The organism is Enterobacter cloacae complex sp. IR5441, from assembly GCF_049238215.1.
GTDB classification, from domain to species: Bacteria; Pseudomonadota; Gammaproteobacteria; order Enterobacterales; family Enterobacteriaceae; genus Enterobacter; species Enterobacter hormaechei_C.
This window is the reverse complement of the sequence record NZ_JBMKIA010000006.1, coordinates 23,106-44,858: the sequence shown is the minus strand read 5'-3', so window position 1 is coordinate 44,858 and position 21,753 is coordinate 23,106. Positions and strand designations below refer to the sequence as shown.

The 21,753-nt window shown below is 57.5% G+C and carries 19 protein-coding genes and 1 pseudogene; 8 read left to right on the top strand and 12 right to left on the bottom strand.

Features of this window, described 5'->3' with window-relative positions; genetic code table 11:
* Positions 1 to 41: 41 nt before the first annotated feature.
* The gene (ybaL, locus tag ACOTX5_RS09290) at positions 42 to 1,718 is read right to left on the bottom strand and encodes a YbaL family putative K(+) efflux transporter (protein ID WP_017383218.1); all 1,677 of its coding nucleotides are present in this window, start codon (positions 1,716 to 1,718) and stop codon (positions 42 to 44) included.
* Positions 1,719 to 1,950: 232 nt separating this feature from the next.
* Positions 1,951 to 3,171 (bottom strand): MFS transporter, encoded by a 1,221-nt coding sequence (locus ACOTX5_RS09285; RefSeq protein ID WP_015571242.1) that lies wholly within the window; start codon positions 3,169 to 3,171, stop codon positions 1,951 to 1,953.
* A 164-nt stretch (positions 3,172 to 3,335) separates the two neighbouring features.
* Here ACOTX5_RS09285 and ushA point away from each other — a divergent pair, with 164 nt between their 5' ends.
* Positions 3,336 to 4,988, top strand: a complete 1,653-nt coding sequence (gene ushA, locus ACOTX5_RS09280) for a bifunctional UDP-sugar hydrolase/5'-nucleotidase UshA (protein ID WP_017383219.1) — start codon at positions 3,336 to 3,338, stop codon at positions 4,986 to 4,988.
* Positions 4,989 to 5,079: 91 nt separating this feature from the next.
* Here the strand turns inward: ushA and ybaK are convergent, their stop codons facing one another.
* The 3 genes from ybaK to copA all read right to left on the bottom strand — a co-directional run bounded on the left by ybaK (position 5,080) and on the right by copA (position 9,101).
* Positions 5,080 to 5,559 carry a Cys-tRNA(Pro)/Cys-tRNA(Cys) deacylase YbaK gene (ybaK, locus tag ACOTX5_RS09275; protein WP_010428207.1) on the bottom strand — a complete coding sequence of 160 codons (480 nt, stop codon included), beginning with the start codon at positions 5,557 to 5,559 and terminating at the stop codon, positions 5,080 to 5,082.
* A gap of 198 nt (positions 5,560 to 5,757) precedes the next feature.
* Entirely contained in the window at positions 5,758 to 6,552 is a 795-nt protein-coding gene (locus ACOTX5_RS09270) for a TraB/GumN family protein (protein ID WP_017383220.1), read from the bottom strand.
* A 50-nt stretch (positions 6,553 to 6,602) separates the two neighbouring features.
* A complete protein-coding gene (copA, locus tag ACOTX5_RS09265; protein ID WP_023303209.1) occupies positions 6,603 to 9,101 on the bottom strand; it encodes a copper-exporting P-type ATPase CopA in 2,499 nt (832 codons plus the stop codon).
* A 108-nt stretch (positions 9,102 to 9,209) separates the two neighbouring features.
* Between copA and cueR the strand changes: the two genes are divergently transcribed.
* On the top strand, positions 9,210 to 9,620 hold the full coding sequence (gene cueR, locus ACOTX5_RS09260; protein WP_017383222.1) for a Cu(I)-responsive transcriptional regulator: 411 nt from the start codon (positions 9,210 to 9,212) through the stop codon (positions 9,618 to 9,620).
* Here the strand turns inward: cueR and ACOTX5_RS09255 are convergent.
* The 3 genes from ACOTX5_RS09255 to ACOTX5_RS09245 all read right to left on the bottom strand — a co-directional run bounded on the left by ACOTX5_RS09255 (position 9,617) and on the right by ACOTX5_RS09245 (position 11,989).
* On the bottom strand, positions 9,617 to 10,069 hold the full coding sequence (locus ACOTX5_RS09255; protein ID WP_015571238.1) for an NfeD family protein: 453 nt from the start codon (positions 10,067 to 10,069) through the stop codon (positions 9,617 to 9,619). The two genes, cueR and ACOTX5_RS09255, sit on opposite strands and share 4 nt — an antisense overlap.
* A complete protein-coding gene (locus ACOTX5_RS09250; protein WP_003858941.1) occupies positions 10,066 to 10,980 on the bottom strand; it encodes an SPFH domain-containing protein in 915 nt (304 codons plus the stop codon). The genes ACOTX5_RS09255 and ACOTX5_RS09250 overlap by 4 nt, the downstream gene beginning before the upstream one ends.
* 154 nt (positions 10,981 to 11,134) lie before the next feature.
* Positions 11,135 to 11,989 carry a hypothetical protein gene (locus tag ACOTX5_RS09245; RefSeq protein WP_015571236.1) on the bottom strand — a complete coding sequence of 285 codons (855 nt, stop codon included), beginning with the start codon at positions 11,987 to 11,989 and terminating at the stop codon, positions 11,135 to 11,137.
* Positions 11,990 to 12,131: 142 nt separating this feature from the next.
* Between ACOTX5_RS09245 and fetA the strand changes: the two genes are divergently transcribed.
* Both fetA and fetB read left to right on the top strand, forming a co-directional pair.
* Positions 12,132 to 12,803, top strand: coding sequence for an iron efflux ABC transporter ATP-binding subunit FetA (fetA, locus tag ACOTX5_RS09240; protein ID WP_015571235.1), 672 nt, complete (start codon positions 12,132 to 12,134; stop codon positions 12,801 to 12,803).
* Positions 12,796 to 13,578 carry an iron efflux ABC transporter permease subunit FetB gene (gene fetB, locus ACOTX5_RS09235; protein WP_017383223.1) on the top strand — a complete coding sequence of 261 codons (783 nt, stop codon included), beginning with the start codon at positions 12,796 to 12,798 and terminating at the stop codon, positions 13,576 to 13,578. The genes fetA and fetB overlap by 8 nt, the downstream gene beginning before the upstream one ends.
* Before the next feature lie 51 nt (positions 13,579 to 13,629).
* Here fetB and ACOTX5_RS09230 read toward each other — a convergent pair whose 3' ends face one another.
* From ACOTX5_RS09230 to tesA, 3 genes are read right to left on the bottom strand one after another with little or no spacing between them, the layout of a single operon-like run.
* Positions 13,630 to 14,484 carry a co-chaperone YbbN gene (locus ACOTX5_RS09230; RefSeq protein ID WP_003858935.1) on the bottom strand — a complete coding sequence of 285 codons (855 nt, stop codon included), beginning with the start codon at positions 14,482 to 14,484 and terminating at the stop codon, positions 13,630 to 13,632.
* Positions 14,485 to 14,542: 58 nt separating this feature from the next.
* Positions 14,543 to 15,352, bottom strand: coding sequence for an SDR family oxidoreductase (locus ACOTX5_RS09225; RefSeq protein ID WP_006809829.1), 810 nt, complete (start codon positions 15,350 to 15,352; stop codon positions 14,543 to 14,545).
* Entirely contained in the window at positions 15,333 to 15,965 is a 633-nt protein-coding gene (tesA, locus tag ACOTX5_RS09220; protein ID WP_003858933.1) for a multifunctional acyl-CoA thioesterase I/protease I/lysophospholipase L1, read from the bottom strand. Before tesA ends, ACOTX5_RS09225 begins: the two co-directional genes overlap by 20 nt.
* Between tesA and ybbA the strand changes: the two genes are divergently transcribed.
* The 4 genes and pseudogenes from ybbA to ACOTX5_RS09200 form a co-directional block, all read left to right on the top strand.
* On the top strand, positions 15,936 to 16,622 hold the full coding sequence (gene ybbA / locus ACOTX5_RS09215) for a putative ABC transporter ATP-binding protein YbbA (protein WP_017383226.1): 687 nt from the start codon (positions 15,936 to 15,938) through the stop codon (positions 16,620 to 16,622). The genes tesA and ybbA overlap by 30 nt on opposite strands.
* Positions 16,619 to 19,033, top strand: coding sequence for a putative ABC transporter permease subunit YbbP (gene ybbP / locus ACOTX5_RS09210; RefSeq protein ID WP_017694385.1), 2,415 nt, complete (start codon positions 16,619 to 16,621; stop codon positions 19,031 to 19,033). The genes ybbA and ybbP overlap by 4 nt, the downstream gene beginning before the upstream one ends.
* Before the next feature lie 182 nt (positions 19,034 to 19,215).
* Positions 19,216 to 20,361, top strand: a complete 1,146-nt coding sequence (locus ACOTX5_RS09205; protein ID WP_017383228.1) for a porin — start codon at positions 19,216 to 19,218, stop codon at positions 20,359 to 20,361.
* A 120-nt stretch (positions 20,362 to 20,481) separates the two neighbouring features.
* Positions 20,482 to 20,559 (top strand): annotated as a pseudogene (locus tag ACOTX5_RS09200) (hypothetical protein); the annotation flags it as partial.
* Positions 20,560 to 20,646: 87 nt separating this feature from the next.
* Here ACOTX5_RS09200 and mnmH read toward each other — a convergent pair.
* A complete protein-coding gene (gene mnmH, locus ACOTX5_RS09195; protein WP_045911098.1) occupies positions 20,647 to 21,717 on the bottom strand; it encodes a tRNA 2-selenouridine(34) synthase MnmH in 1,071 nt (356 codons plus the stop codon).
* Positions 21,718 to 21,753: the final 36 nt, after the last annotated feature.

Here is a 21,753-nt window from a genome sequence, read left to right as displayed (position 1 = left end):
GTGGGAGAGGGCCAGGGTGAGGGCATCAGGCCGCACAAAACTTAACCCGTCACCGCCTCTTCAACTGGCGGTTTTGTCAGCATTGTCAGCATTGTATTCGCAATCTCACGCTCACCCATCACCACCTGATTCGCGCCGCGCTCGGTGATGTACTCCACTTCGTCATCATAATGGGCGCGGGCAATGATTTCGATATGTGGGCATTTTTCACGGGCTGTGGCAACAATCTCGCCAGCCTCGTAACCGTTCGGGATAGTGAGCAGCAGCCAGCGAGCGCAGTCCAGATGCGCCAGATTCATAATCTCTTCGTTAGCCGCGTTGCCCAGCACCGCGCGGATGCCGCGCTCGCGAAGCTCGTCGACGCGAGTGCGGGAGGTTTCAATCACTACCAGGGGGATCCCCTGGGCCATCAGCTTCTCACCGAGCAGGCTGCCGACGCGACCAAAACCGACCAGCAGCGCGTGGTTGCAGATATCTACGGGGATCTGTTTCTCCTCCTCAATCGCTTCTTCCAGGGTTTGCTCTTCGAGGGTTTCGGTCTTCTCGAGATATTTCTCCAGCAGGGCAAACAATACCGGGTTTAGCATGATGGAGAGGATCGCCCCCGCCAGCACCAGATTTTGCCCCGCCTGTGGCAGCAGGTTCAGGGCCATCCCCAGACCAGCAAGAATAAAGGCGAACTCGCCAATCTGCGCCAGGCTGGCGGCGATGGTCAGCGCCGTGCGCGGCGAGTGACCGAACATCCGTACCAGGAAGAAGGCGGCAACGGACTTACCAAAGATGATGATTGCCAGCGTACCCAGCACGGCCAGCGGCTGCTGAATGAGGATCAGCGGGTCGAACAGCATCCCGACGGAGACAAAGAACAGCACCGCGAATGCATCACGTAGCGGCAGGGTATCGTGCGCGGCACGGTGGCTCAGCTCGGACTCGTTCAGCACCATCCCGGCGAAGAACGCGCCCAGCGCAAAGGAGACGTCAAACAGCTCGACGGCGCCAAAGGCAATGCCCAGCGCCAGCGCAAGGACCGAAAGTGTGAACAGTTCACGCGAGCCCGTGGCGGCGCTGCGGGACATGATCCACGGCACCAGACGGCGGCCCACCAGCATCATGATGGCGATAAACGCCACGACTTTACCGATGGTAATGCTCATATCCAGCGCCAGCGAGGCGAAGCCGATATTCTCTTTTTCCATCATCCCGGCAACGGCAGGCAGCAGAACCAGCGTCAACACCATTACCAGATCTTCAACAATCAGCCAGCCTATCGCGATTTGTCCGCGCTGGCTGTCTATCAGCTGTCTCTCTTCAAGCGCGCGCAGCAGCACCACGGTACTGGCGGTTGAAAGACACAGCCCAAATACGATACCTGTCATGATTGACCAGCCCAGCACCGCCGAAAGCGCCATGCCCAGCAGCGTCGCCACCCCTATCTGGGCGATCGCTCCCGGTATGGCGATCGACTTTACCGCCATCAGATCCTTCAGGGAAAAATGCAGCCCGACGCCAAACATCAGCAGGATCACGCCCAATTCCGCCAGCTCAGGCGCCAGTTTGGTATCTGCGACAAAACCCGGCGTAAAGGGCCCTGCCAGCACGCCCGCCAGCAAATAGCCTACCAGGGGCGAAATACGCAATTTATTGGCAATCATGCCGAGAATAAAAGCAAGCACAAGTCCACCAACAATGGTGGTGATAAGCGGTGTGGCGTGGTGCATTCCGTCTCCTTTCGCGATGGGTGATCCATTTTTGGTGCAAATACCAAAAAGCCGATTAATAGTTTATGACAATTTTTACGCTTATGTTTATGAATAATTGTTGAAATCACAATAAAAAGGCAATAAGCATGAAAAAAGGCAGATTTTGATAAATTTGCTGAGGGGAGGGAGAGGAAAGCCTTATGGCATCAGGTTATCCGGCTGCCAAAGTTTAACTTTGGCAGCCGTGAAGTCACGCTTTATGACGATTGTCAGGCAGGAATATGGTCAACATCCCCAGAAGTGGCAGGAAAGCGCAGATTTTATAGACCAGGAAGATGCTGGTGTGGTCTGCAACCATCCCCAACACGGCTGCACCAAGGCCGCCCATGCCAAAGGCAAAACCGAAAAAGAGGCCGGAAACCATACCGATACGTCCCGGCAGCAGCTCCTGCGCATAGACCAGGATGGCTGAAAATGCCGAGGCGAGAATAAAACCAATAATCACCGTCAATATTCCGGTCCATTCCAGCGTGGCGTAGGGTAAAACAAGCGTAAACGGCGCAACGCCGAGGATAGAGCCCCAAATCACATATTTACGTCCAATTTTATCCCCCACAGGGCCGCCAATCACCGTGCCTGCCGCCACCGCAAACAGGAAGGCAAAGAGGTGGAACTGGGCGTTTTGTACCGATAATCCGAATTTTTGCATCAGATAGAAGGTGTAATAGCTGCTGATGCTCGCCATATAGAAATATTTCGAGAAAATCAGCACCAGCAGCACGCTGACGGCAAGGATCACCTTATTGCGCGGAAGGGGATTGGTTATCTTCGCGGCAGGTTTTCCCTTATTTACGCGATGCTGCGCGGCATACCAGCGGCTGATTTGCGCCAGGACGACAATCGCCAGCAGCGCGGCCAGCACAAACCACGCCACGTTGCCTTTGCCGTAAGGCGCGATAATTACCGCCGCCAGCAGAGGACCGAGGGAGCTACCAAAGTTACCCCCCACCTGGAACAGAGACTGCGCCAGCCCGTGGCGTCCGCCGGAAGCCATACGCGCCACGCGGGACGATTCCGGATGGAACACCGATGAACCGGTTCCCACCAGCGCCGCGGCAACCAGTACCGCCTCAAAGCTGCCCGCCATGGCCAGCAGCACCAGCCCGCTCAGGGTGAAGCACATGCCAATGGGCAGCGACCATGGCATCGGGTATTTGTCCGTCCAGTAGCCCACCACCGGCTGTAGCAGCGAAGAGGCCAGCTGGAAGGTCAGGGTGATCATCCCGATCTGCACGAAGGTTAATGAGAACTCAGACTGCAACAGCGGGTAGATCGCCAGAATCAGCGACTGGATCATGTCGTTGAGCAGATGAGAGAGACTGATTGCGCCTAATACTTTAAAGGAAGTGCGCGATTTCGGCGGCGACGCCGGAGCGCCCTGGACGGGCTGGGTTGATTCACTGATTGCCATAAATACCACGTCGATTTGTTATTAGAGATGCAGGGAGTAATTATTATCCGACTAACATACCCGTCCGTGACATTTGAAGAAAGTCGCAATTCTGAAAACTTATTTGTCTATTCTTGTGAGTCACTGTAATTTTTGCGTTTGTCTATGGGTCAGGGAGAGAGAAGATGAAGTTAATGAAGCGTGGCGTCGCGCTGGCGCTCATCGCCGCATGGGGGCTGACAAGCCTGCCCGCGCAGGCGTATGAAAAAGATAAAACCTATAAAATTACCATTCTGCATACTAACGATCATCACGGCCATTTCTGGCGCAGCGAATACGGTGAATATGGCCTGGCGGCGCAAAAAACGCTGGTGGACGGCATTCGTAAAGAGGTCGCGGCCCAGGGCGGCAGCGTCCTGCTGCTGTCGGGCGGGGATATTAATACCGGGGTGCCGGAATCTGATTTACAGGATGCCGAGCCTGATTTCCGCGGCATGAATTTAATTGGTTACGACGCGATGGCGGTCGGAAACCACGAGTTTGATAATCCGCTGAGCGTGTTGCGCCAGCAGGAGAAGTGGTCCAAATTCCCGTTCCTTTCCGCCAATATTTATCAGAAAAGCACCGGCGAGCGCCTGTTTAAACCGTGGGCGCTGTTTAAGCGTCAGGATCTGAAGATCGCGGTCATCGGCTTAACCACCGACGATACGGCTAAAATTGGTAATCCTGAATTTTTCACCGACATCGAATTCCGTAAACCGGCGGACGAAGCGAAGCTGGTGATCCAGGAGTTGCAGCAGAATGAAAAACCGGATGTGATTATCGCGACCACCCACATGGGGCATTACGATAACGGTCAGCACGGCTCTAACGCGCCGGGCGACGTGGAGATGGCGCGCAGCCTTCCTGCGGGCTCGCTGGCGATGATTGTGGGCGGTCACTCACAGGATCCGGTCTGCATGGCTTCTGAGAATAAAAAGCAGGCAGATTATGTGCCCGGCACGCCGTGCGCGCCTGATCGTCAGAACGGGATCTGGATTGTACAGGCCCACGAGTGGGGTAAATACGTTGGCCGCGCGGATTTCGAATTCCGTAACGGCGAGATGAAGCTGGTGCACTATCAGCTCATCCCGGTCAACCTGAAGAAGAAAGTGACCTACCCGGACGGCAAAAGCGAGCGGGTACTCTACACGCCAGAGATCGCTGAAAACCAGCAAATGCTCTCTTTGCTGACGCCGTTCCAGAGCAAAGGGAAAGCGCAGCTGGACGTGAAGATTGGCACGCTTAACGGACGACTGGAAGGAGACCGCAGCAAAGTCCGCTTCGTACAGACCAACATGGGGCGTCTGGTGCTGGCCGCGCAGATGGCGCGCACGAATGCGGATTTCGGCGTGATGAGCGGCGGCGGTATTCGTGATTCCATCGAAGGCGGAGACATCACCTATAAAGACGTGCTCAAAGTGCAGCCGTTTGGCAACGTGGTGGTCTATGCGGACATGAGCGGGAAGGAGGTGATTGACTACCTGACCGCCGTGGCGCAGATGAAGCCGGATTCCGGGGCGTATCCGCAGTTTGCTAACGTCAGCTTCGTCGCGAAGGACGGCAAGCTTAACGATCTCAAAATCAAAGGCGAACCGGTTGATCCGGCGAAAACCTACCGCCTGGCAACGTTAAGCTTTAACGCCACCGGCGGCGACGGCTATCCGCATATCGATAACAAACCGGGCTATGTAAATACCGGGTTTATTGATGCGGAAGTGTTGAAGCAGTTTATCCAGCAAAATTCACCGATTGACGTGAACATGTATGAGCCGAAAGGCGAGGTGAGCTGGCAGTAGTGCGTTTTTTTTTGCCGGGTGGCGGCTTCGCCTTACCCGGCCTACATTCGAATCGTAGGCCCGGTAAGCGCAGCGCCACCGGGCAATTTTCTCAATCCCGGCGCGCAATATCCGCAAATTTCGCGTCCAGCATTTTCGCCAGATCGCCTGCGGCCAGTTCGATATCCAGCCCGCGTTTGCCGCCAGAAATATAGATCGTCTCAAATTCCTGCGAAGGCGCATCGATCAGCGTCGGCAGACGCTTTTTCTGGCCGAGCGGGCTGATCCCGCCGACCAGATAACCCGTTGTGCGTTGCGCAACCATCGGGTCAGCCATATCGACCTTTTTCGCTCCCAGCGCTTTGGCCACTTTCTTCAGATCAAGCTGTCCGGCGACGGGCGTCACTGCCACGGCGAGGTGCTTCATATCGCCGTTCACCGCGACCAGCAGCGTTTTGTAGACCTGGTCCGCGTTCAGCCCCAGCTTGCGCACCACTTCATCACCAAAGTTGGTTTCGTTCGGATCGTGATCGTAGGTGTGGATCCGGAAAGAAATTTTGTTTTTTTCGAGTAATTTAACGGCGGGAGTCATGGCTATCCTTCTTACGACAGACGATTCATACCAGCAGCATACGCCTGACGTTTGTCTAAAAAATAGCACCATCTTGCGCAATAGTATTGGCAGTGATGGTTACTTTGAGCGACAATCGGCGTAGCCGAAGGTCACTTCGGTATAATAAAAACGATGAAATTCCTCTTTGACGGGCCAATAGAGATATTGGCCATTTTTTTATTTCAGCAGCGACGGCAAATTCCCTTCTCCGTACAAATGCAACGCGCCAACCGCGACAACATAACGACCGGCAGGCAGGGCATATAGTGTCTCCCGCCACGCCTGGTTGCGCGCGTTCATCAGCACATCATACAACGATTCACTGAACGTCGACGGTAACGCCAGCTTACCGTCTGCGGGCGGCGCATCCAGCCACCAGCCAATCATCGTTTGCAGCAGACGCGCGTTGGTGTGCCAGTGGGTCAGGGTATCATCCAGCAGCATCAGGCCGTCATCGGGAAGCTGGCGAAGAAGCGCAATCTGGCTGTCCGTGCCTTCCAGTTCAATGACGGACAGGTTGCGCGCCCTTGCCGCATTCAGCAGTTGATAATCGATACCGTAATCGCCGCGCAGCCCCAGGCGCTGCGCCTGGGTGGCCTGTAGCACCATGGCAATTTGCCACAGGGGCAGAGTGTCGAGCATTGAGAGCGAGACGCCGGTCTCATCCGCAAGACGGGTAAGCTCAGCCAGCTGCGTCCCGTTAAGACGTTCCGCCAGGGGGCGATCGCTTTCCAGCCCGGCAAACGGCGATTCATGGCCGGAGATGTCGGCTTCGACGATCAGCGCGTCGGCGCGCTTCAGCAGTTTAATCAGGCCGGAGGGCAGGGGGGACATGTCCTGCGTGCCCATATGAATGCTTCCCACCAGGTGCAGATGCTGCCCGCCTGGAAGCGAAATATCCATACCGGGCCAGGCATAACGGCGGGGAAAAAGGGCGCGAAACGATGTTTTTAGACGATTAAACAGACCCATACGCGCTCCATGATCGGAAAGGTTCATGCTAGCGCGTACGGGTACAAGGTTCAATCCTTCGGTTTAAACCGCAGCAGACGGTTAGCGTTGCTCACCACGGTAATTGACGAGAGCGCCATCGCCGCACCCGCAACAACCGGGTTCAGCAGGGTACCGGTCAGCGGCCACAAAATCCCGGCGGCAATCGGAATGCCGAGCGAGTTATAGACGAAGGCCCCCAGCAGGTTCTGCTTCATGTTGCGCAACGTGGCTTGCGAAATCGCCAGCGCATCCGCCACCCCCATCAGGCTGTGGCGCATCAGGGTGATCGCCGCGGTTTCAATGGCGACATCGCTCCCGCCGCCCATCGCAATGCCTACGTCAGCCTGCGCCAGCGCCGGGGCGTCGTTGATGCCGTCGCCCACCATCGCCACCTGGCGACCCTGACTTTGCAGGTTCTTGATGGCGTCCGCTTTGCCGTCCGGCAGCACGCCCGCGATCACCTCATCAATACCGGCTTCTTTCGCAATGGCGTTGGCGGTGGTCGGGTTGTCCCCGGTCAGCATCACCAGACGATAGCCCGCGCGGTGCAGGCGCTGTAAGGCATCTACGCTGTCCTGGCGTAACGGATCGCGCACGGCCAGCAGCGCCGCCACCTGACCATCCCTCGCCAGCAGAACCGGCGTCGCGCCCTGAGAGGCCTGCGCGTTTAGCTCTGCGTCCAGCGCGGACGTATCAACGCCGTGTTCAGTCAGCAGTGCCTGGTTGCCCAGCAGCAGCGTATGGCCTTCGGCTTCACCGCTGACCCCTAAACCGCGCAGGGTGCGGAAGTTGCTGACCTGCGGCAGACGGCCATCACCGGCTTTCTCCAGGATGGCGCGCGCCAGCGGGTGGCTGGAACCTTGTTCCAGCGCGGCGGCAAGGCGCAGGGCGTCCGTCTCCGTACAGCCAACGGTACTGACGGCCACCACCTGCGGTTTGCCCTCGGTGAGCGTGCCGGTTTTATCAAAGACAAGGGTGTCCAGCGTGCTTGCCCGTTGCAGGGCGTCAGCATCACGGACCAGTACGCCAAATTCGGCGGCGCGTCCGACGCCAGAGATAATCGACATCGGCGTGGCCAGGCCAAGGGCACAAGGGCAGGCGATGATCAGCACCGTGGTGGCGATCACCAGGGTGTAGACAATCTGCGGCGCCGGGCCGAAGAAATACCAGATCGCCGCGCTCAGCAGGGCAATACCGACGACCACCGGCACAAAAATGGCGGAGATTTTATCGGCAAGCTGACCAATCTCCGGCTTACTGCTCTGCGCCTGGCGGACCATGCGAATGATGCGTGACAGCGTGGTATGGCTCCCGACCGCGCTGGCGCGGAACAGTACGCTGCCGTCCTGTACCACCGTACCCGCATGCACCGCATCGCCCTGAGATTTCTGCTGGGGTATCGGCTCGCCGGTCAGCATCGCTTCATCCAGCCAGGCATCGCCCTGGGTGATTTCACCGTCGACGGGCACGCGGTCGCCGGTGGTCAGGCGCAGCGTCATTCCCGGCTGTACCTCTGAGAGCGGAACGCTTTTTTCCCCGTCGTCCGTGACCACGCGGGCCGTCGGCGGGGTTAAATCGAGTAATCTTTCCAGCGCTTTCGACGAGCGCTGACGCGCGCGGGCTTCGAGCATATGGCCTAAGTTAATCAGACCGATAATCATCGCACTCGCTTCATAATAGAGATGGCGCGCCTCCATCGGGAACCACTGCGGCCAGACGTTCACGCTCATCGAATACAGCCACGCCGCGCCGGTACCGAGCGCGACCAGCGTGTCCATCGTCGCGGTGCGGTTTTTCAGGCTCTTCCAGGCGCTGGTATAGAAATGTCCGCCAGCAAACACCATCACCGCAAGGGTAATCAGACCAATCACCAGCCACAGGGTGCGGTTGTCAGCGGTGACCATCATGTTGTCACCCATCATGCCCCACACCATCACCGGAATACCGACCAGCAGGGCGACAATCGCCTGCCAGCGGAAACGCTTCATAGTGGCGACAGCCGTTTCCTGCTGGCGCTCGCGGCGCTCGGCATCATCTTCGATGGCCTCCGCCCCGTAGCCCGCTTTCTCCACGGCCTGCACTAACTCTGCGGCGGAGGCGCTGCCCATCACCAGCGCAGTACGCTCCGCCAGGTTTACCCGTGCCTGTGCGACGCCCGGTACCGCCTGTAAGGCGTTTTGTACCCGGGAGACGCAGCTGGCGCAGCTCATGCCATTGATCAGCAGCTGTTGGCTGTCATCAATATCATCAGCTACCGGAAGCTCAGGAGTGGCCGCTGTCAGTGCTTCCGACGGGGATGATGACTCTGCCAGCGGTTTAGCCTTTGGGTGGCTTAACTCCGCCCCGTAACCGGCCTGTTTAATGGTATCAATCAGCGCGTCGGCGCTGGCGCTGCCGGTCACGGCGGCATGATCGATACTCACCTCAGCGCTTTCCACGTCAGGACGCTGCTCCAGGCTTTCTTTAACGCGTTTGACACAGTGGCCGCAGGAGAGGCCGTCCAGTGTCAGGTCAATAGTGTGAGACATAACAAAACTCCCGTATAATGTTCTGGTCAATTGTTGACCTTCACTCTGCTTTTCGCTAACTGTTATGAAGGTTAAACCTTCCATCAAGGGGAAGGTCAAGGGGGAAATGTGAATATCAGCGATGTTGCGAAAAAAACCGGCTTAACCAGCAAAGCGATTCGCTTTTATGAGGAAAAAGGGCTGGTGACGCCACCGTTGCGCAGTGAGAACGGCTACCGCAGCTATACGCAGCTGCATCTTGATGAACTGACGTTACTGCGCCAGGCAAGACAGGTAGGATTTAACCTTGAAGAGTGCGGCGAGCTGGTTAACCTGTTTAACGATCCGAAACGCCACAGTGCCGACGTGAAAAAACGTACGCTGGAAAAAGTGGCGGAGATCGAACGCCATATCATCGAATTACAGGCGATGCGTGAGCAACTGTTACAGCTGGCAGAATCCTGCCCGGGAGATGACAGCGCCGAGTGCCCGATTATCGACAATCTTTCCGGCTGCTGCCACCGTAAAACCCACGCCTAACAGGCTTTAACCCGCAGGGTAATGCCTTCCACCGCAATGACCTCAACCCGCGTGCCGGCGCTGAGGTCATCGTCGGCCACCACCGGCCACGAACTGTCCCCCACGCGCATATGACCGCGTCCGTTGATCAGCGCGTTATCAAGCGTAAAGCGTCTACCCACGATCTGCTGCCCACGCTGGTTGAGGTGCGCGTCGACCGGCTTCTGCGCCTTCACCCGTTTGTTCAGCCAGCGCCACCACAGCCAGGCGGCCAGCAGCGTCAGCACGGCAAACAGCGCGCCCTGCCACTCCCAGCCGACAGGCAGCAGCCAGACGACCAGCCCGGTAATCACCGCGGCAACCCCGCTCCACAGCAGATAACCGTTGCCGCCAAGCATCTCGGCGGCCAGCAGTAAACCGCCAAGGCTTAGCCAGAACGCATGAGGATGTGCAACGATGAGCTCAATCATTTTTTACGCTCGTTTCCGCCGTCTTTGATCAACTCGGCAATTCCGGCGATAGATCCCATCAGACTGCTGGCATCCAGCGGCATCATTACCACCTTGCTGTTGTTCGCGGAGCCGATCTCCTTCAGCGCATCGGTATATTTTTGCGCGACGAAGTAGTTCACGGCCTGGATATCCCCGGCGGCAATCGCCTCGGAGACCATTTGCGTCGCGCGGGCTTCCGCTTCTGCCGAACGTTCACGCGCTTCCGCCTGGAGGAAGGCAGACTGACGGTCGCCCTCGGCTTTCAGGATCTGCGACTGTTTTTCCCCTTCCGCTTTCAGGATTTCAGCCTGACGCACCCCTTCGGCTTCAAGAATATAGGCACGCTTGGTACGCTCGGCCTTCATCTGCGCGTTCATGGAAGCAATCAGCTCTGCCGGTGGGCGCACGTCGCGGATCTCAATGCGGGTCACTTTGATCCCCCACGGATTGGTGGCTTCATCCACAATGTGCAGCAGGCGGGTATTTATGCTGTCGCGCTGGGAGAGCATTTCGTCCAGCTCCATTGAGCCAAGCACGGTACGGATGTTGGTCATGGTCAGGTTGACGATCGCCAGCTCCAGGTTGCTCACCTCATAGGCCGCTTTCGGCGCATCAATCACCTGAATAAAGCAAACCGCATCGATGGTGACGTTGGCGTTATCCTTGGAGATGACTTCCTGGGAAGGGATATCCAGCACCTGCTCCATCATATTGATCTTACGCCCAATTCTGTCCATGAACGGGACGATCAGGCTTAAACCCGGCTGAAGAGTATTGGTGTAGCGACCGAAGCGTTCGACGGTCCACTGGTAACCCTGCGGGACAATTTTGACGCCTGCGCCCACGATAACCAGCGCAACGAATATAAGGACAGGAACAACGATGAGCATAAAAACCTCCTGTTTTGCATGCCGTAACGAGAAAAACTGCGTATTTGTTGAACGTAAGTATATCGGCTAACGAACAGGATTTCGCCCCTGTAAAGAGGTGGGAACCGGACTGGCAGAAATAAAACGCCCCGTTCGGAATGCGGGGCGCAAAACGTTACTTTTCAGACCAGGTATAGCTGAAGTCGGTGATAAACCCATCCCCGGCGTCAGCGATGGCTTTTGATAAGCCCTGATAGTATTTTTCCAGGCCGATGGCCTCTATCTGCTGGATCTGCTCGCGAACGGGAGCGCAGAACAATACCGCATTGCCCGCCCCGACACGTTTGTTGTTCGGCGGCAGATCGCCGGTAATCGCCTTAAACCAGGTTCTGATCCCTTGCTTTAAGCTGTGCGGCGCTTTTGTAAGATCCTCCTGGCCGGTCAGCACCTGTAGGGTAGGGAATTCATTAGCATTGACGGCGGTTTTCATACGCGCAAAGAACGCGGTAAAAAGCTCAAAAGAGCCGAGATCCGTGACGCGAGGCTTGGTGGTTTTTCCGTTTTTATTGCCCATTTTTCCGGCAGGGGCTGTAGGCGCCGGAACCACATTGACCTTATGCAGATCCAGACCAAACAGCAGATTGCAGTGCGCCCGGCGCTCTTTAAGCGGATAGGACATCAGCACGTCAATAAACGCCGTCGCCTTCACATCGGCCAGATCATGGTTAATCAGCCATTGCGAGCGGGCAAATTCCGCAGGGGAAACGAACCAGTCCGGCACCTCAGTAAAGCGTCTGGATTTACCCTTGCCGTCAAACTCGAGAAAGTAAGCTCCATCATCGAAAGCAAAATAGCAGTTTTTAAAGCTACCGATTGTGGTGTTAACGATGAGCGCCTTCTTAACAAAATCGACCACCTCTGCACCCATGACAAAACGCGTGAGTTCAGAAGAATTGATGACTTCCATTAATGTTTCCACATCAGGAACACCAGGCTTCAGGGAAGAGAACTCATAAAAGATATGTGTCATGTTGCTGACTTCCTGTAGTTATAGAGGTGACAATTAGCGAGCAAAAAGTTTAACACTTGCTATAGGTTAAGGCTATTCGCGCTGCGTAGCGGAAAGGATTATGCTAAAGGCTGTTCTTATTACAGCGGTTAATGGAATCGGAATGAATAATAAAAAAAATCTTCTGGATATCAGGGATGTTGGCTTTCGTGTGGGTGATAACACCATCCTTCAGCACGTCGATTTTTGTCTCTCTCCGGGCGAATTTAAACTGATAACTGGCCCCTCCGGCTGCGGCAAAAGCACCCTCCTGAAAATCGTGGCTTCGCTACTGAGCCCAACGGAGGGAACCATCCTGTTTGCAGGAAAAGATATCGCCACGCTTTCACCGGAAAGCTATCGCCAGCAGGTGTCATACTGCGTGCAAACGCCGTCCCTGTTTGGCGACACGGTGTACGACAATCTGGTTTTCCCCTGGCACATCCGCAACCAAACGCCTGATCCAAAAAAGTTTACCGACGATCTGACCCGGTTCGGGCTTTCGCCGGAGACGCTGACCAAATCGATCGCCGAACTGTCGGGAGGGGAAAAGCAGCGCGTCTCGCTGATCCGTAACCTGCAATTCTTGCCGAAGGCGCTGTTGCTGGACGAAATCACCAGCGCGCTGGATGACGCTAACAAGCGCAACGTCAATGACATTATCCATCGCTACGCCCGGGAGCAGAATATTGCCGTGCTGTGGGTGACGCATGATTCAAATGAAATTACCCATGCGGATGATGTCATCACGCTCAGGCCGCAGGGCGGGAAAATGGAGGAGGCTCATCGTGGGTGAACATAACATAACCAACGAATCGCTGGCGCTGTCGATGGTCCTGGTGCTGGTGGCGATTGTGGTCAGCTACCGGGAAAAGCTGGGGCTGGAAAAAGATATTCTTTGGAGTATCGCCCGCGCGGTCATTCAGCTCATCATCGTCGGCTATGTGCTGAAATACATCTTCAACGTCAATCATGCCGTGCTGACCCTGTTGATGGTGCTGTTTATCTGCTTTAACGCGGCATGGAACGCGCAGAAACGCAGTAAATACATCGATAAAGCGTTCATTTCGTCGTTGATCGCCATCACTACCGGGACCGCGTTAACGCTGGCGGTACTGGTACTCTCCGGCTCGATAGAATTTACGCCGATGCAGGTGATCCCCATTTCCGGGATGATTGCGGGCAATGCGATGGTGGCGGTCGGGTTGTGCTACAACAATCTGGGGCAACGGTTCAGCAGTGAACAGCAGCAGCTTCAGGAGAAGCTAAGCCTGGGCGCGACGCCGAAGGTGGCCTCTGCGCGGTTGATCCGCGACAGCATTCGCTCTTCGCTGATCCCAACGGTGGATTCCGCCAAAACGGTGGGTCTGGTGAGCCTGCCGGGCATGATGTCGGGGCTGATTTTTGCCGGTATCGATCCGGTAAAAGCGATTAAGTACCAGATTATGGTGACGTTTATGCTGCTCTCTACGGCGAGCCTGTCCACCATCATTGCCTGCTACCTGACCTATCGGAAGTTTTACAACGCGCGCCACCAGCTGGTGGTGACGCAGTTGAAAAAGACGGGGTAATATCGGCTTTTGTAGGCCCGGTAAGCGTTAGCGCCACCGGGCATTTTTTTGCTAGTAGAGCAACGCGTACAGCTGACGACGATATTTCGACGCCAGCGCGTCACCGGTACCCAGCGCGGCCAGGATCTCCTGGAACATCTTCCGCGCCTGTCCGTCTGCGGCGCCCAGGTCCTTCTGAAGATGGCTAAACAGCAGCTCCAGCGCCTCTTCGTTACGCCCCACCTGATGAAGCTGAAGCGCCAGCTGGCTTGCCAGCGCGGCATCCTGCGGGTTGTCCGCAACCTGCTGCTGAAGCTGCTGAATTTCAGGGGTATCGGCCGCCTGTTTCAGCAGATCAATCTGCGCCACCAGACCCTGATAACGGGTATCCTGATCCTGCATCGGCACCGTTTTCAGCACGGCTTCCGCGTCTTCAGGGCGGTGCAGCGCAATCTGGGTCTCTGCCAGCAGCAGACCAATCTGGCTGTTCTGGTTCGACAGCTGCCACGCGTCTTTTAACAGCGGCAGCGCCTCGTCGTACTTACCTTCCTGCATCAGCGCCATGGCTTCCTGCGCTTTCAGCTCTTCTTCGCGCGGCAGAACTTTATCCAGCAGGGCGCGGATCGCCTCTTCCGGCTGCGGCCCCTGGAAGCCATCCACCGGCTGACCGTTCTGGAACAGGTAGACGGTTGGGATCGCGCGCAGGCCAAACTGGGAAGCCACCATTGGTTCGGCGTCACAATCCAGCTTCGCCAGAATGAACTGACCGTTGTACTGCGCGGCAAGGCTTTCCAGGACCGGCGTCAGTTGCAGGCAGTGTTGGCTGCGTTCAGACCAGAAGTAGAACAGCACCGGTTTAGTCATTGACTGTTCGAGCGTCTGTTGCAGGTTAGCTTCAGTTATGTTGACGATATTCTGTACGGACATGCGGCATTCTCTTTTATCGGTTTACTCTTTACATGGGGGTAAGCGTCGTCGCTTCAACTCAACCCTGCAAAATTTTGTCCATCATCCGCCCCGGCAGCAGGCGTTTCAACCAGCCGACGGCATGGGTTACCAGCGTGACCGGATAGCGCATTTTAGGGGTATCGCTCTCAAACGCGTGGCGCACTTTGGCAACGACGGCTTCTGGCCCAAGCGTAAAACGCGCCGCGATGCCGGGGTTTTCGACCGGTTTGTCCGCCTGCGTCTGGTTAACGTTTTCCGTAAAGCGGGTGCGGATCGGGCCCGGTTCAATCAGGCTGACCTTAATACCGCTGTGGCGCAGCTCCATGCGCAACGCATCGGACCAGGCTTCAAGCGCATATTTACTGGCGGCGTAAGCCCCGCGGCCCGGCGTGGAGATCAGGCCCATGACCGAGGAGGTCATCACGATGCGCCCTTCGCCGTGCGGCAGCATGGCGGGGAGAAGGCGCATGGTAAGCTGATGCGCCCCGAAAAAGTTTGCGGAGAACTGCTGCTCCAGCTGTTCCCGTGAGAGAGTCTGTAGCGGGCCGTACACGCCGTAGCCCGCATTGTTGAACAGACCGTAAAGACGGTTGTTGGTCAGGGCGATAACCTCATCGGCGGCCTGCTCTACGCTCTCTGGCGAATCGAGATCCAGCAGAATGCCGGTAAATCCCAGCCCTCGCATGCGTTCGACATCCTCGGGTTTGCGGCAGGCTGCCAGTACCCAAAACCCCTGGCGTTTCAGTTCAAGGGCGCTTTCAAGGCCAATTCCGCTGGAACATCCTGTTATTAAGACCGATTTTTGCATAACTTTACCTGTCAGGTTCTCAGCTGTTTGACGAGTCATGTTTTACTAAAGGAGCCAGCCGGGTTGCCATCCAGTCGGCAATGAACGGCTGGGCATCGCGATTGGGGTGAATGCCATCATCCTGCATCCACTGGGGTTTCAGATAGACCTCTTCCATGAAAAATGGCAGCAGCGGAATATCAAACTCTTTGGCAAGCTTAGGATAGATCGCGCTAAACGCCTCATTATACCGACGGCCGTAGTTGGCGGGCAGGCGAATTTGCATCAGCAGCGGCTGGGCATTGGCGGCCTTAATGGTCTGCAAAATGGTCCGCAGCGTTTGCTCCGTTTGCTGAGGCTGGAAGCCGCGCAAACCATCATTACCGCCTAGTTCAACCAGCACCCAACGCGGTTGATGCTGCTTAAGCAGGGCAGGCAGGCGCGATAAGCCTTGCTGCGACGTATCGCCGCTGATGCTGCCGTTCACGACAGACGCCCGGGACTGCCATTTATCATTGAGCAGGGCGGGCCAGGCCGCACTGGCGGCCATACGATAGCCCGCGCTCAGGCTGTCGCCCAGAATCAATAACGTGTCCGCAGCCGCCGCGCGGAAGGTCATCAGCATCAAAAACAGGAAGGGCAAATGCCAGCGGAAAACATTGTTGAAGTTCATCGTCTTAAGAAGTCCGTCGGTCAGGGAGAACACGAGCTTTCCATCCTCACCGGAGTTGAACTCGTTGTCAAACGTGCCGAAACCATCGCCCTGATTGGTGAATCCGGTTCCGGTAAGTCCACGCTGCTGGCCATTCTCGCTGGTCTGGACGATGGCAGTAGTGGGGAAGTGAACCTGGTCGGCCAGCCCCTGCACGCGCTTGATGAAGAGGCCCGGGCCGCGCTGCGTGCCCGGCATATCGGGTTTGTCTTTCAGTCATTCATGCTGATCCCGACGCTGAACGCGCTGGAAAACGTTGAGCTGCCCGGCCTGCTGCGTGGTGACAATACTCGTGAAAGCCGCGATCACGCGAAGGCGTTGCTGGAACAGCTGGGGCTGGGAAAACGTCTCGACCATCTTCCGGCACAGCTTTCCGGCGGTGAGCAGCAGCGCGTGGCGCTGGCGCGGGCGTTTAACGGGCGCCCTGAAGTGCTGTTTGCCGATGAACCCACTGGTAACCTTGACCGTAAAACCGGAGACAAGATTGCCGATCTGCTGTTTTCCCTCAACCGCGAGCACGGCACCACGCTGATTCTGGTTACCCACGATCCGCAGCTGGCCGCCCGCTGCGACCGCCGCCTGCGGCTGGTGAACGGTATTCTTCAGGAGGAAGCATGATTGCCCGCTGGTTCTGGCGCGAGTGGCGCTCGCCCTCGCTGCTGATTGTCTGGCTGGCGTTGAGCCTGGCGGTGGCTTGCGTGCTGGCGCTCGGTAGCGTCAGCGATCGTATGGAGAAAGGGCTTAGCCAGCAGAGTCGGGAATTTATGGCCGGGGACCGGGCTCTGCAAAGTTCTCGCCCCGTGCCGCCGGGCTGGATTGAGGAAGCGCGCAAAGAGGGGCTGAAGGTAGGGGAGCAGATCACCTTTCAGACTATGACCTTTGCGGGCGACACGCCGCAGCTTGCCAGCGTAAAAGCCGTGGATGACATCTACCCGATGTATGGTGACTTACAAACCAGCCCGCCGGGGCTAAAACCGACGGCCGGTACGGTCCTGCTGGCATCGCGACTGATGGCGCTGCTGAACCTGAAACCCGGCGACAGTATCGACGTCGGCGACGCGACACTCAAAATTGCCGGGGAAGTGGTGCAGGAGCCCGACTCTGGATTTAATCCGTTCCAGCTTGCGCCGCGCCTGCTGATGAACACCGCTGATGTGGCGAAAACCAACGCCGTCCAGCCGGGAAGCCGTGTCACCTGGCGGTATAAGTTTGGCGGGACGCCTGCGCAGCTGGAGGCGTACGAAAAATGGCTCCTGCCGCAGCTCAAGCCGGAACACCGCTGGTACGGGCTGGAGCAGGATGACGGGGCGCTCGGCAAATCCCTCGAACGTTCCCAGCAGTTCCTGCTGCTGTCGGCGCTGTTAACCTTGCTGCTTGCCATTGCGGCGGTTGCCGTGGCGATGGGGCACTACTGTCGCAGCCGTTACGATCTGGTGGCGATCCTCAAAACCCTCGGCGCGGGCCGCGCGCAGCTGCGCAAGCTGATTGTCGGCCAGTGGCTGATGGTGCTGGCGCTGTCGGCTCTGACCGGCGGGGCGATAGGGCTGCTGTTTGAAAAGCTGCTGATGGTGCTGCTCAAACCGGTATTGCCCGCCGCATTACCGCCTGCCAGCCTCTGGCCGTGGCTGTGGGCCATCGGCGCGATGACGACGATCTCCCTGCTGGTGGGGTTACGCCCGTACCGGCTGCTGCTCGCCACCCAGCCGCTGCGCGTGCTGCGCCGCGATGTGGTGGCCAGCGTCTGGCCGCTGAAGTTCTATCTGCCGGTGATTATTGCGGTGGCGGTCGGGCTGTTGGCCTGGCTGATGGGCGGCAGTAAGCTGCTGTGGGCGGTGCTGGCGGGCGCGGTGGTGCTGGCGCTGCTGTGCGGCGTAGTGGGCTGGATACTGCTTAATGTCCTGAGAAAGCTGACAGTTAAATCACTCCCCATACGGTTAGCGGTTAACCGACTGCTGCACCAGCCGTGGTCTACCCTCAGCCAGCTCTCGGCATTTTCGCTGTCGTTTATGCTGCTGGCGCTTCTGCTGGTGCTGCGCGGGGATCTGCTGGATCGCTGGCAGCAACAGCTTCCGCCGGAAAGCCCGAACTATTTCCTGATCAACATTGCTCCTGAACAGGTGACGCCGCTGAAGGGTTTCCTGTCTGAGCATCACATTATTCCGGAATCGTTCTATCCGATCGTGCGCGCCCGCCTGACGCAGATCAACGGCCAGTCGACGGAGGGAAATAAGGATGAATCGCTCAATCGCGAACTCAACCTGACCTGGCAGGCGAAACGTCCGGACCATAACCCGATCGTTGCCGGCACCTGGCCGCCGAAAGCGGGGGAAGTGTCGATGGAGGAGGGGCTGGCGACACGCCTGAACGTGAACCTCGGCGACAGCGTGACCTTCACCGGTGATACCCAGGATTTCACCGCCAAAGTTACCAGCCTGCGTAAAGTGGACTGGGAAAGCCTGCGACCAAACTTCTTCTTCATCTTCCCGCCGGGGGCGCTGGACGGACAGCCCCAGAGCTGGCTCACCAGCTTCCGCTGGGAAAACGGCAACGGCATGCTGACGCAGCTTAACCGGGAATTTCCGACGGTGAGCCTGCTGGATATCGGCGCGATCCTCAAACAGGTCGGGCAGGTGCTGGAGCAGGTGAGCCGCGCGCTGGAGGTGATGGTAGTGCTGGTGACCGTCTGCGGCGTGCTGTTGCTGCTGGCGCAGGTGCAGGTGGGCATGCGTCAGCGTCATCAGGAGCTGGTGGTCTACCGCACGCTGGGAGCCAGTAAACGGCTGCTGCGCGCCACGCTGTGGAGCGAATTTGCCCTGCTCGGTCTGGTGGCGGGCCTGGTGGCGGCCATCGGGGCGGAAACCGCGCTGGCGGTACTCCAGAGCAAAGTCTTCGACTTCCCGTGGGAGCCCGACTGGCGGCTGTGGCTCACGCTGCCCGTCTGCGGCGCCGTGCTGCTGTCCCTGTGCGGCGGCTGGCTCGGAACCCGGCTGTTGAAAGGTAAAGCGCTATTCCGCCAGTTTGTCAGCTAGTTTACTGACGTGATGATGACGCACCGGCATTTCTGCTGGTGCGTCATCGCTTAACGGCACAAATCGTTAATGCCCCTGCATTTAGTAGCACAAAACATTAAAAACCCGCCCACACAGCCCGAATTTTTCCGGTTAATATTCACCAGCTAAATATTTAGCAGCGTGTCTATCAAGGAAAAAGAATGACTATAAGAAAAACAGCGCTGGCGACAACGATCGGCGCAGCAGTGGCATTGGCTTCTTTCGCATCTCAGGCGGAAATCACCCTTCTGAAACAGGATCCGCAGGCGGGTAACCCGCTGAGCCGCCTGAACTTCACTGTTGGCGGCAGCATTCGTCCTCAGTTCCAGAATATGACCGGTGATGACGGCAAAAACAGCTACAAGCGCAACGGCTTTGACGGCGGCACCCGCTTCCGTTTCGCTGCGGATTACTACCTGTTCGATGACATCAGCTGGATCAGCTACTACGAGCTGGGTGTGAACATTCCGGCGCAGTTCAACTGGGATCATCACTACGCCGACGGCGCGCACGACACCTCTCGTCGTATGCTCTACACCGGTCTGAAGAGCGACACCTGGGGTACGCTGACCTTCGGCCAGCAGAACAGCGTGTACTATGACGTGGTGGGCGCAAAAACCGACATCTGGGACTACGACATGATTGGTCAGGCGCCAGGTAACGGGATCAATGGCGACTACGACGGCTCTTACCGTTCACGCCAGATGCTGAAGTACAAGAAAACCGTGGGCGATGCTGACATCTACGCCTCTTACCTGTTTGAAGACAGCGAATACCTGCCGGGCAACGGCCTGCGCTACAAGCGTAAAGGCGGCGGTTCTCTGGGTATCGATTATCACCTGACCACCGATCTGACCTGGGGCGCAGCGTGGAACTACACCCGCGCGGACATGCGTAACCCGGACAACGGCGACAGCAAATCCTACGACCAGAACATCCTTGGTACCGCCCTGAGCTGGACGCCGGATAACTGGACCTTCTCCGCAGGCGGCGGCTGGTATCAGAACTTCCTGACCACCAAAAAAGTGTCCGTTAACGACTACTTCGCCGGTGATGCATGGGGTATTGAATACTTTGCGGGTTACAAGTTCCCGGTTGGTCAGTATGCGGTGAAATCCATCCAGCCGTACTTCATGGGCGACCGTATTGAGTACGTGAATGGCCGTAACTACCAGCGCATCGACAACGGTGTAGGTATCAGCTTCCAGCTGGATTACGGTTTCCGTGTGGATTACGAACACGTGTTCACCTCCAGCACCGACAACCTGGGCGATATGAACCTGGTGCGTCTGCGTTACGACTTCTAAGTGGTTTGTTTCCCGGTGGCGCTGCGCTTACCGGGGCTACAAAAGCGCGCGTAGGCCGGGTAAGGCGTAGCCGCCACCCGGTTTTTTTCAGCGTTCAAGCCATTCGGCAACGTCTTCGAACACGAACACGTGTTCACCTCCAGCACCGACAACCTGGGCGACGATATGAACCTGGTGCGTCTGCGTTACGACTTCTAAGTGGTTTGTTCCCCGGTGGCGCTGCGCTTACCGGGGCTACAAAAGCGCGCGTAGGCCGGGTAAGGCGTAGCCGCCACCCGGCTTTTTTCAGCGATCGAGCCACTCAGCAATTTCTTCGTACGTCCCGCGATACACAATCTTCTCCGCCTTTTTCTCCAGCTGATAGCCGTACATCGGGTCGTAATAGTCCTTCAGCAACGGCACAAGCCAGCTGAAGTGCGCGTCAGTGCTGCCAGTACGCTGTTGCTCGACAAGCGCGGCATCCAGCAGGGCGGTAAATTCCGCAAAGCGTTGCAGCCCCAGACGGCGACGAATGGCGTACAGGCCGTGATGCAGATATTCGCTGTACGCTTTCCAGCCCGCCTCTTCACCGTAGGCGGCAGAAAAGTCGGCCCACATGTGGACGAAATACTCTTCGCGCAGGCGCTCAAGACGGATCTCAAACGGATCCTCGACCACTACGACAGGCGCTTCAGCCATGCGGTCGCGCAGGCACTCCGGCAGGTGGTTAGAGCCAATCATCCGGCCCTCGTCTTCAAGCACCCAGCGCGCGGCGTCTTTTTTCAATAGCTCAACCGCAAGGTGATTCTCGAAGCTCGCCTGAGAGAGCTGCGGGGTGAGCGTGCGACCAAACGACGAGCCGCGATGGTGCGCCAGCCCTTCCAGATCGATGCCCTGCGCATGCTGCTTCACCAGCAGCGTTTTACCGTTACCGGTACAGCCGCCGATAAGCACCATCGGCTTTTGTGACTGCTCAATGGTCACCTGAATCGCCGTCTGACGCAGGGCCTTATAGCCGCCGCGGATCAACGGATAGTCGATTCCCGCCTCTTTCAGCCAGGCCTGGGAGATGTGTGAGCGCTGGCCACCGCGCGCGCAGCAAAGGTAGCCCTCAGGATGGACCAGGCAGGCTTCCCGCCAGGCGCTGATGCGCGCCTCGCGCGTCTCGCCGTTGACCAGGCTATGGCCGAGCGCCAGCGCGGCGTCCGGACCCTGGCGTTTATAGCAGGTGCCGACGGCGGCACGCTCGTCGTCGTTCATTAAGGGCAGGTTGAGTGCGGCGGGCATCGCACCCTGGGCAAATTCGATCGGCGCGCGAACGTCGATTAAAGGGGTATCGGACGCGAGGATCGCGCGATAGTCCGTTCCATCGTTCATGGTGGTTCCAGAAGAAAACTGAGCAGCAATGGGCGG

Bases quoted from the DNA above. Each gene is read 5' to 3' on its own strand.
- ybaL (WP_017383218.1), bottom strand. From the start codon at position 1,718: ATGCACCACGCCACACCGCTTATCACCACCATTGTTGGTGGACTTGTG.
- ACOTX5_RS09285 (WP_015571242.1), bottom strand. From the start codon at position 3,171: ATGGCAATCAGTGAATCAACCCAGCCCGTCCAGGGCGCTCCGGCGTCG.
- ushA (WP_017383219.1), top strand. From the start codon at position 3,336: ATGAAGTTAATGAAGCGTGGCGTCGCGCTGGCGCTCATCGCCGCATGG.
- ybaK (WP_010428207.1), bottom strand. From the start codon at position 5,559: ATGACTCCCGCCGTTAAATTACTCGAAAAAAACAAAATTTCTTTCCGG.
- ACOTX5_RS09270 (WP_017383220.1), bottom strand. From the start codon at position 6,552: ATGGGTCTGTTTAATCGTCTAAAAACATCGTTTCGCGCCCTTTTTCCC.
- copA (WP_023303209.1), bottom strand. From the start codon at position 9,101: ATGTCTCACACTATTGACCTGACACTGGACGGCCTCTCCTGCGGCCAC.
- ACOTX5_RS09255 (WP_015571238.1), bottom strand. From the start codon at position 10,069: ATGATTGAGCTCATCGTTGCACATCCTCATGCGTTCTGGCTAAGCCTT.
- ACOTX5_RS09250 (WP_003858941.1), bottom strand. From the start codon at position 10,980: ATGCTCATCGTTGTTCCTGTCCTTATATTCGTTGCGCTGGTTATCGTG.
- ACOTX5_RS09245 (WP_015571236.1), bottom strand. From the start codon at position 11,989: ATGACACATATCTTTTATGAGTTCTCTTCCCTGAAGCCTGGTGTTCCT.
- fetA (WP_015571235.1), top strand. From the start codon at position 12,132: ATGAATAATAAAAAAAATCTTCTGGATATCAGGGATGTTGGCTTTCGT.
- ACOTX5_RS09230 (WP_003858935.1), bottom strand. From the start codon at position 14,484: ATGTCCGTACAGAATATCGTCAACATAACTGAAGCTAACCTGCAACAG.
- ACOTX5_RS09225 (WP_006809829.1), bottom strand. From the start codon at position 15,352: ATGACTCGTCAAACAGCTGAGAACCTGACAGGTAAAGTTATGCAAAAA.
- ybbA (WP_017383226.1), top strand. From the start codon at position 15,936: ATGCCAGCGGAAAACATTGTTGAAGTTCATCGTCTTAAGAAGTCCGTC.
- tesA (WP_003858933.1), bottom strand. From the start codon at position 15,965: ATGAACTTCAACAATGTTTTCCGCTGGCATTTGCCCTTCCTGTTTTTG.
- ybbP (WP_017694385.1), top strand. From the start codon at position 16,619: ATGATTGCCCGCTGGTTCTGGCGCGAGTGGCGCTCGCCCTCGCTGCTG.
- ACOTX5_RS09205 (WP_017383228.1), top strand. From the start codon at position 19,216: ATGACTATAAGAAAAACAGCGCTGGCGACAACGATCGGCGCAGCAGTG.
- mnmH (WP_045911098.1), bottom strand. From the start codon at position 21,717: ATGAACGATGGAACGGACTATCGCGCGATCCTCGCGTCCGATACCCCT.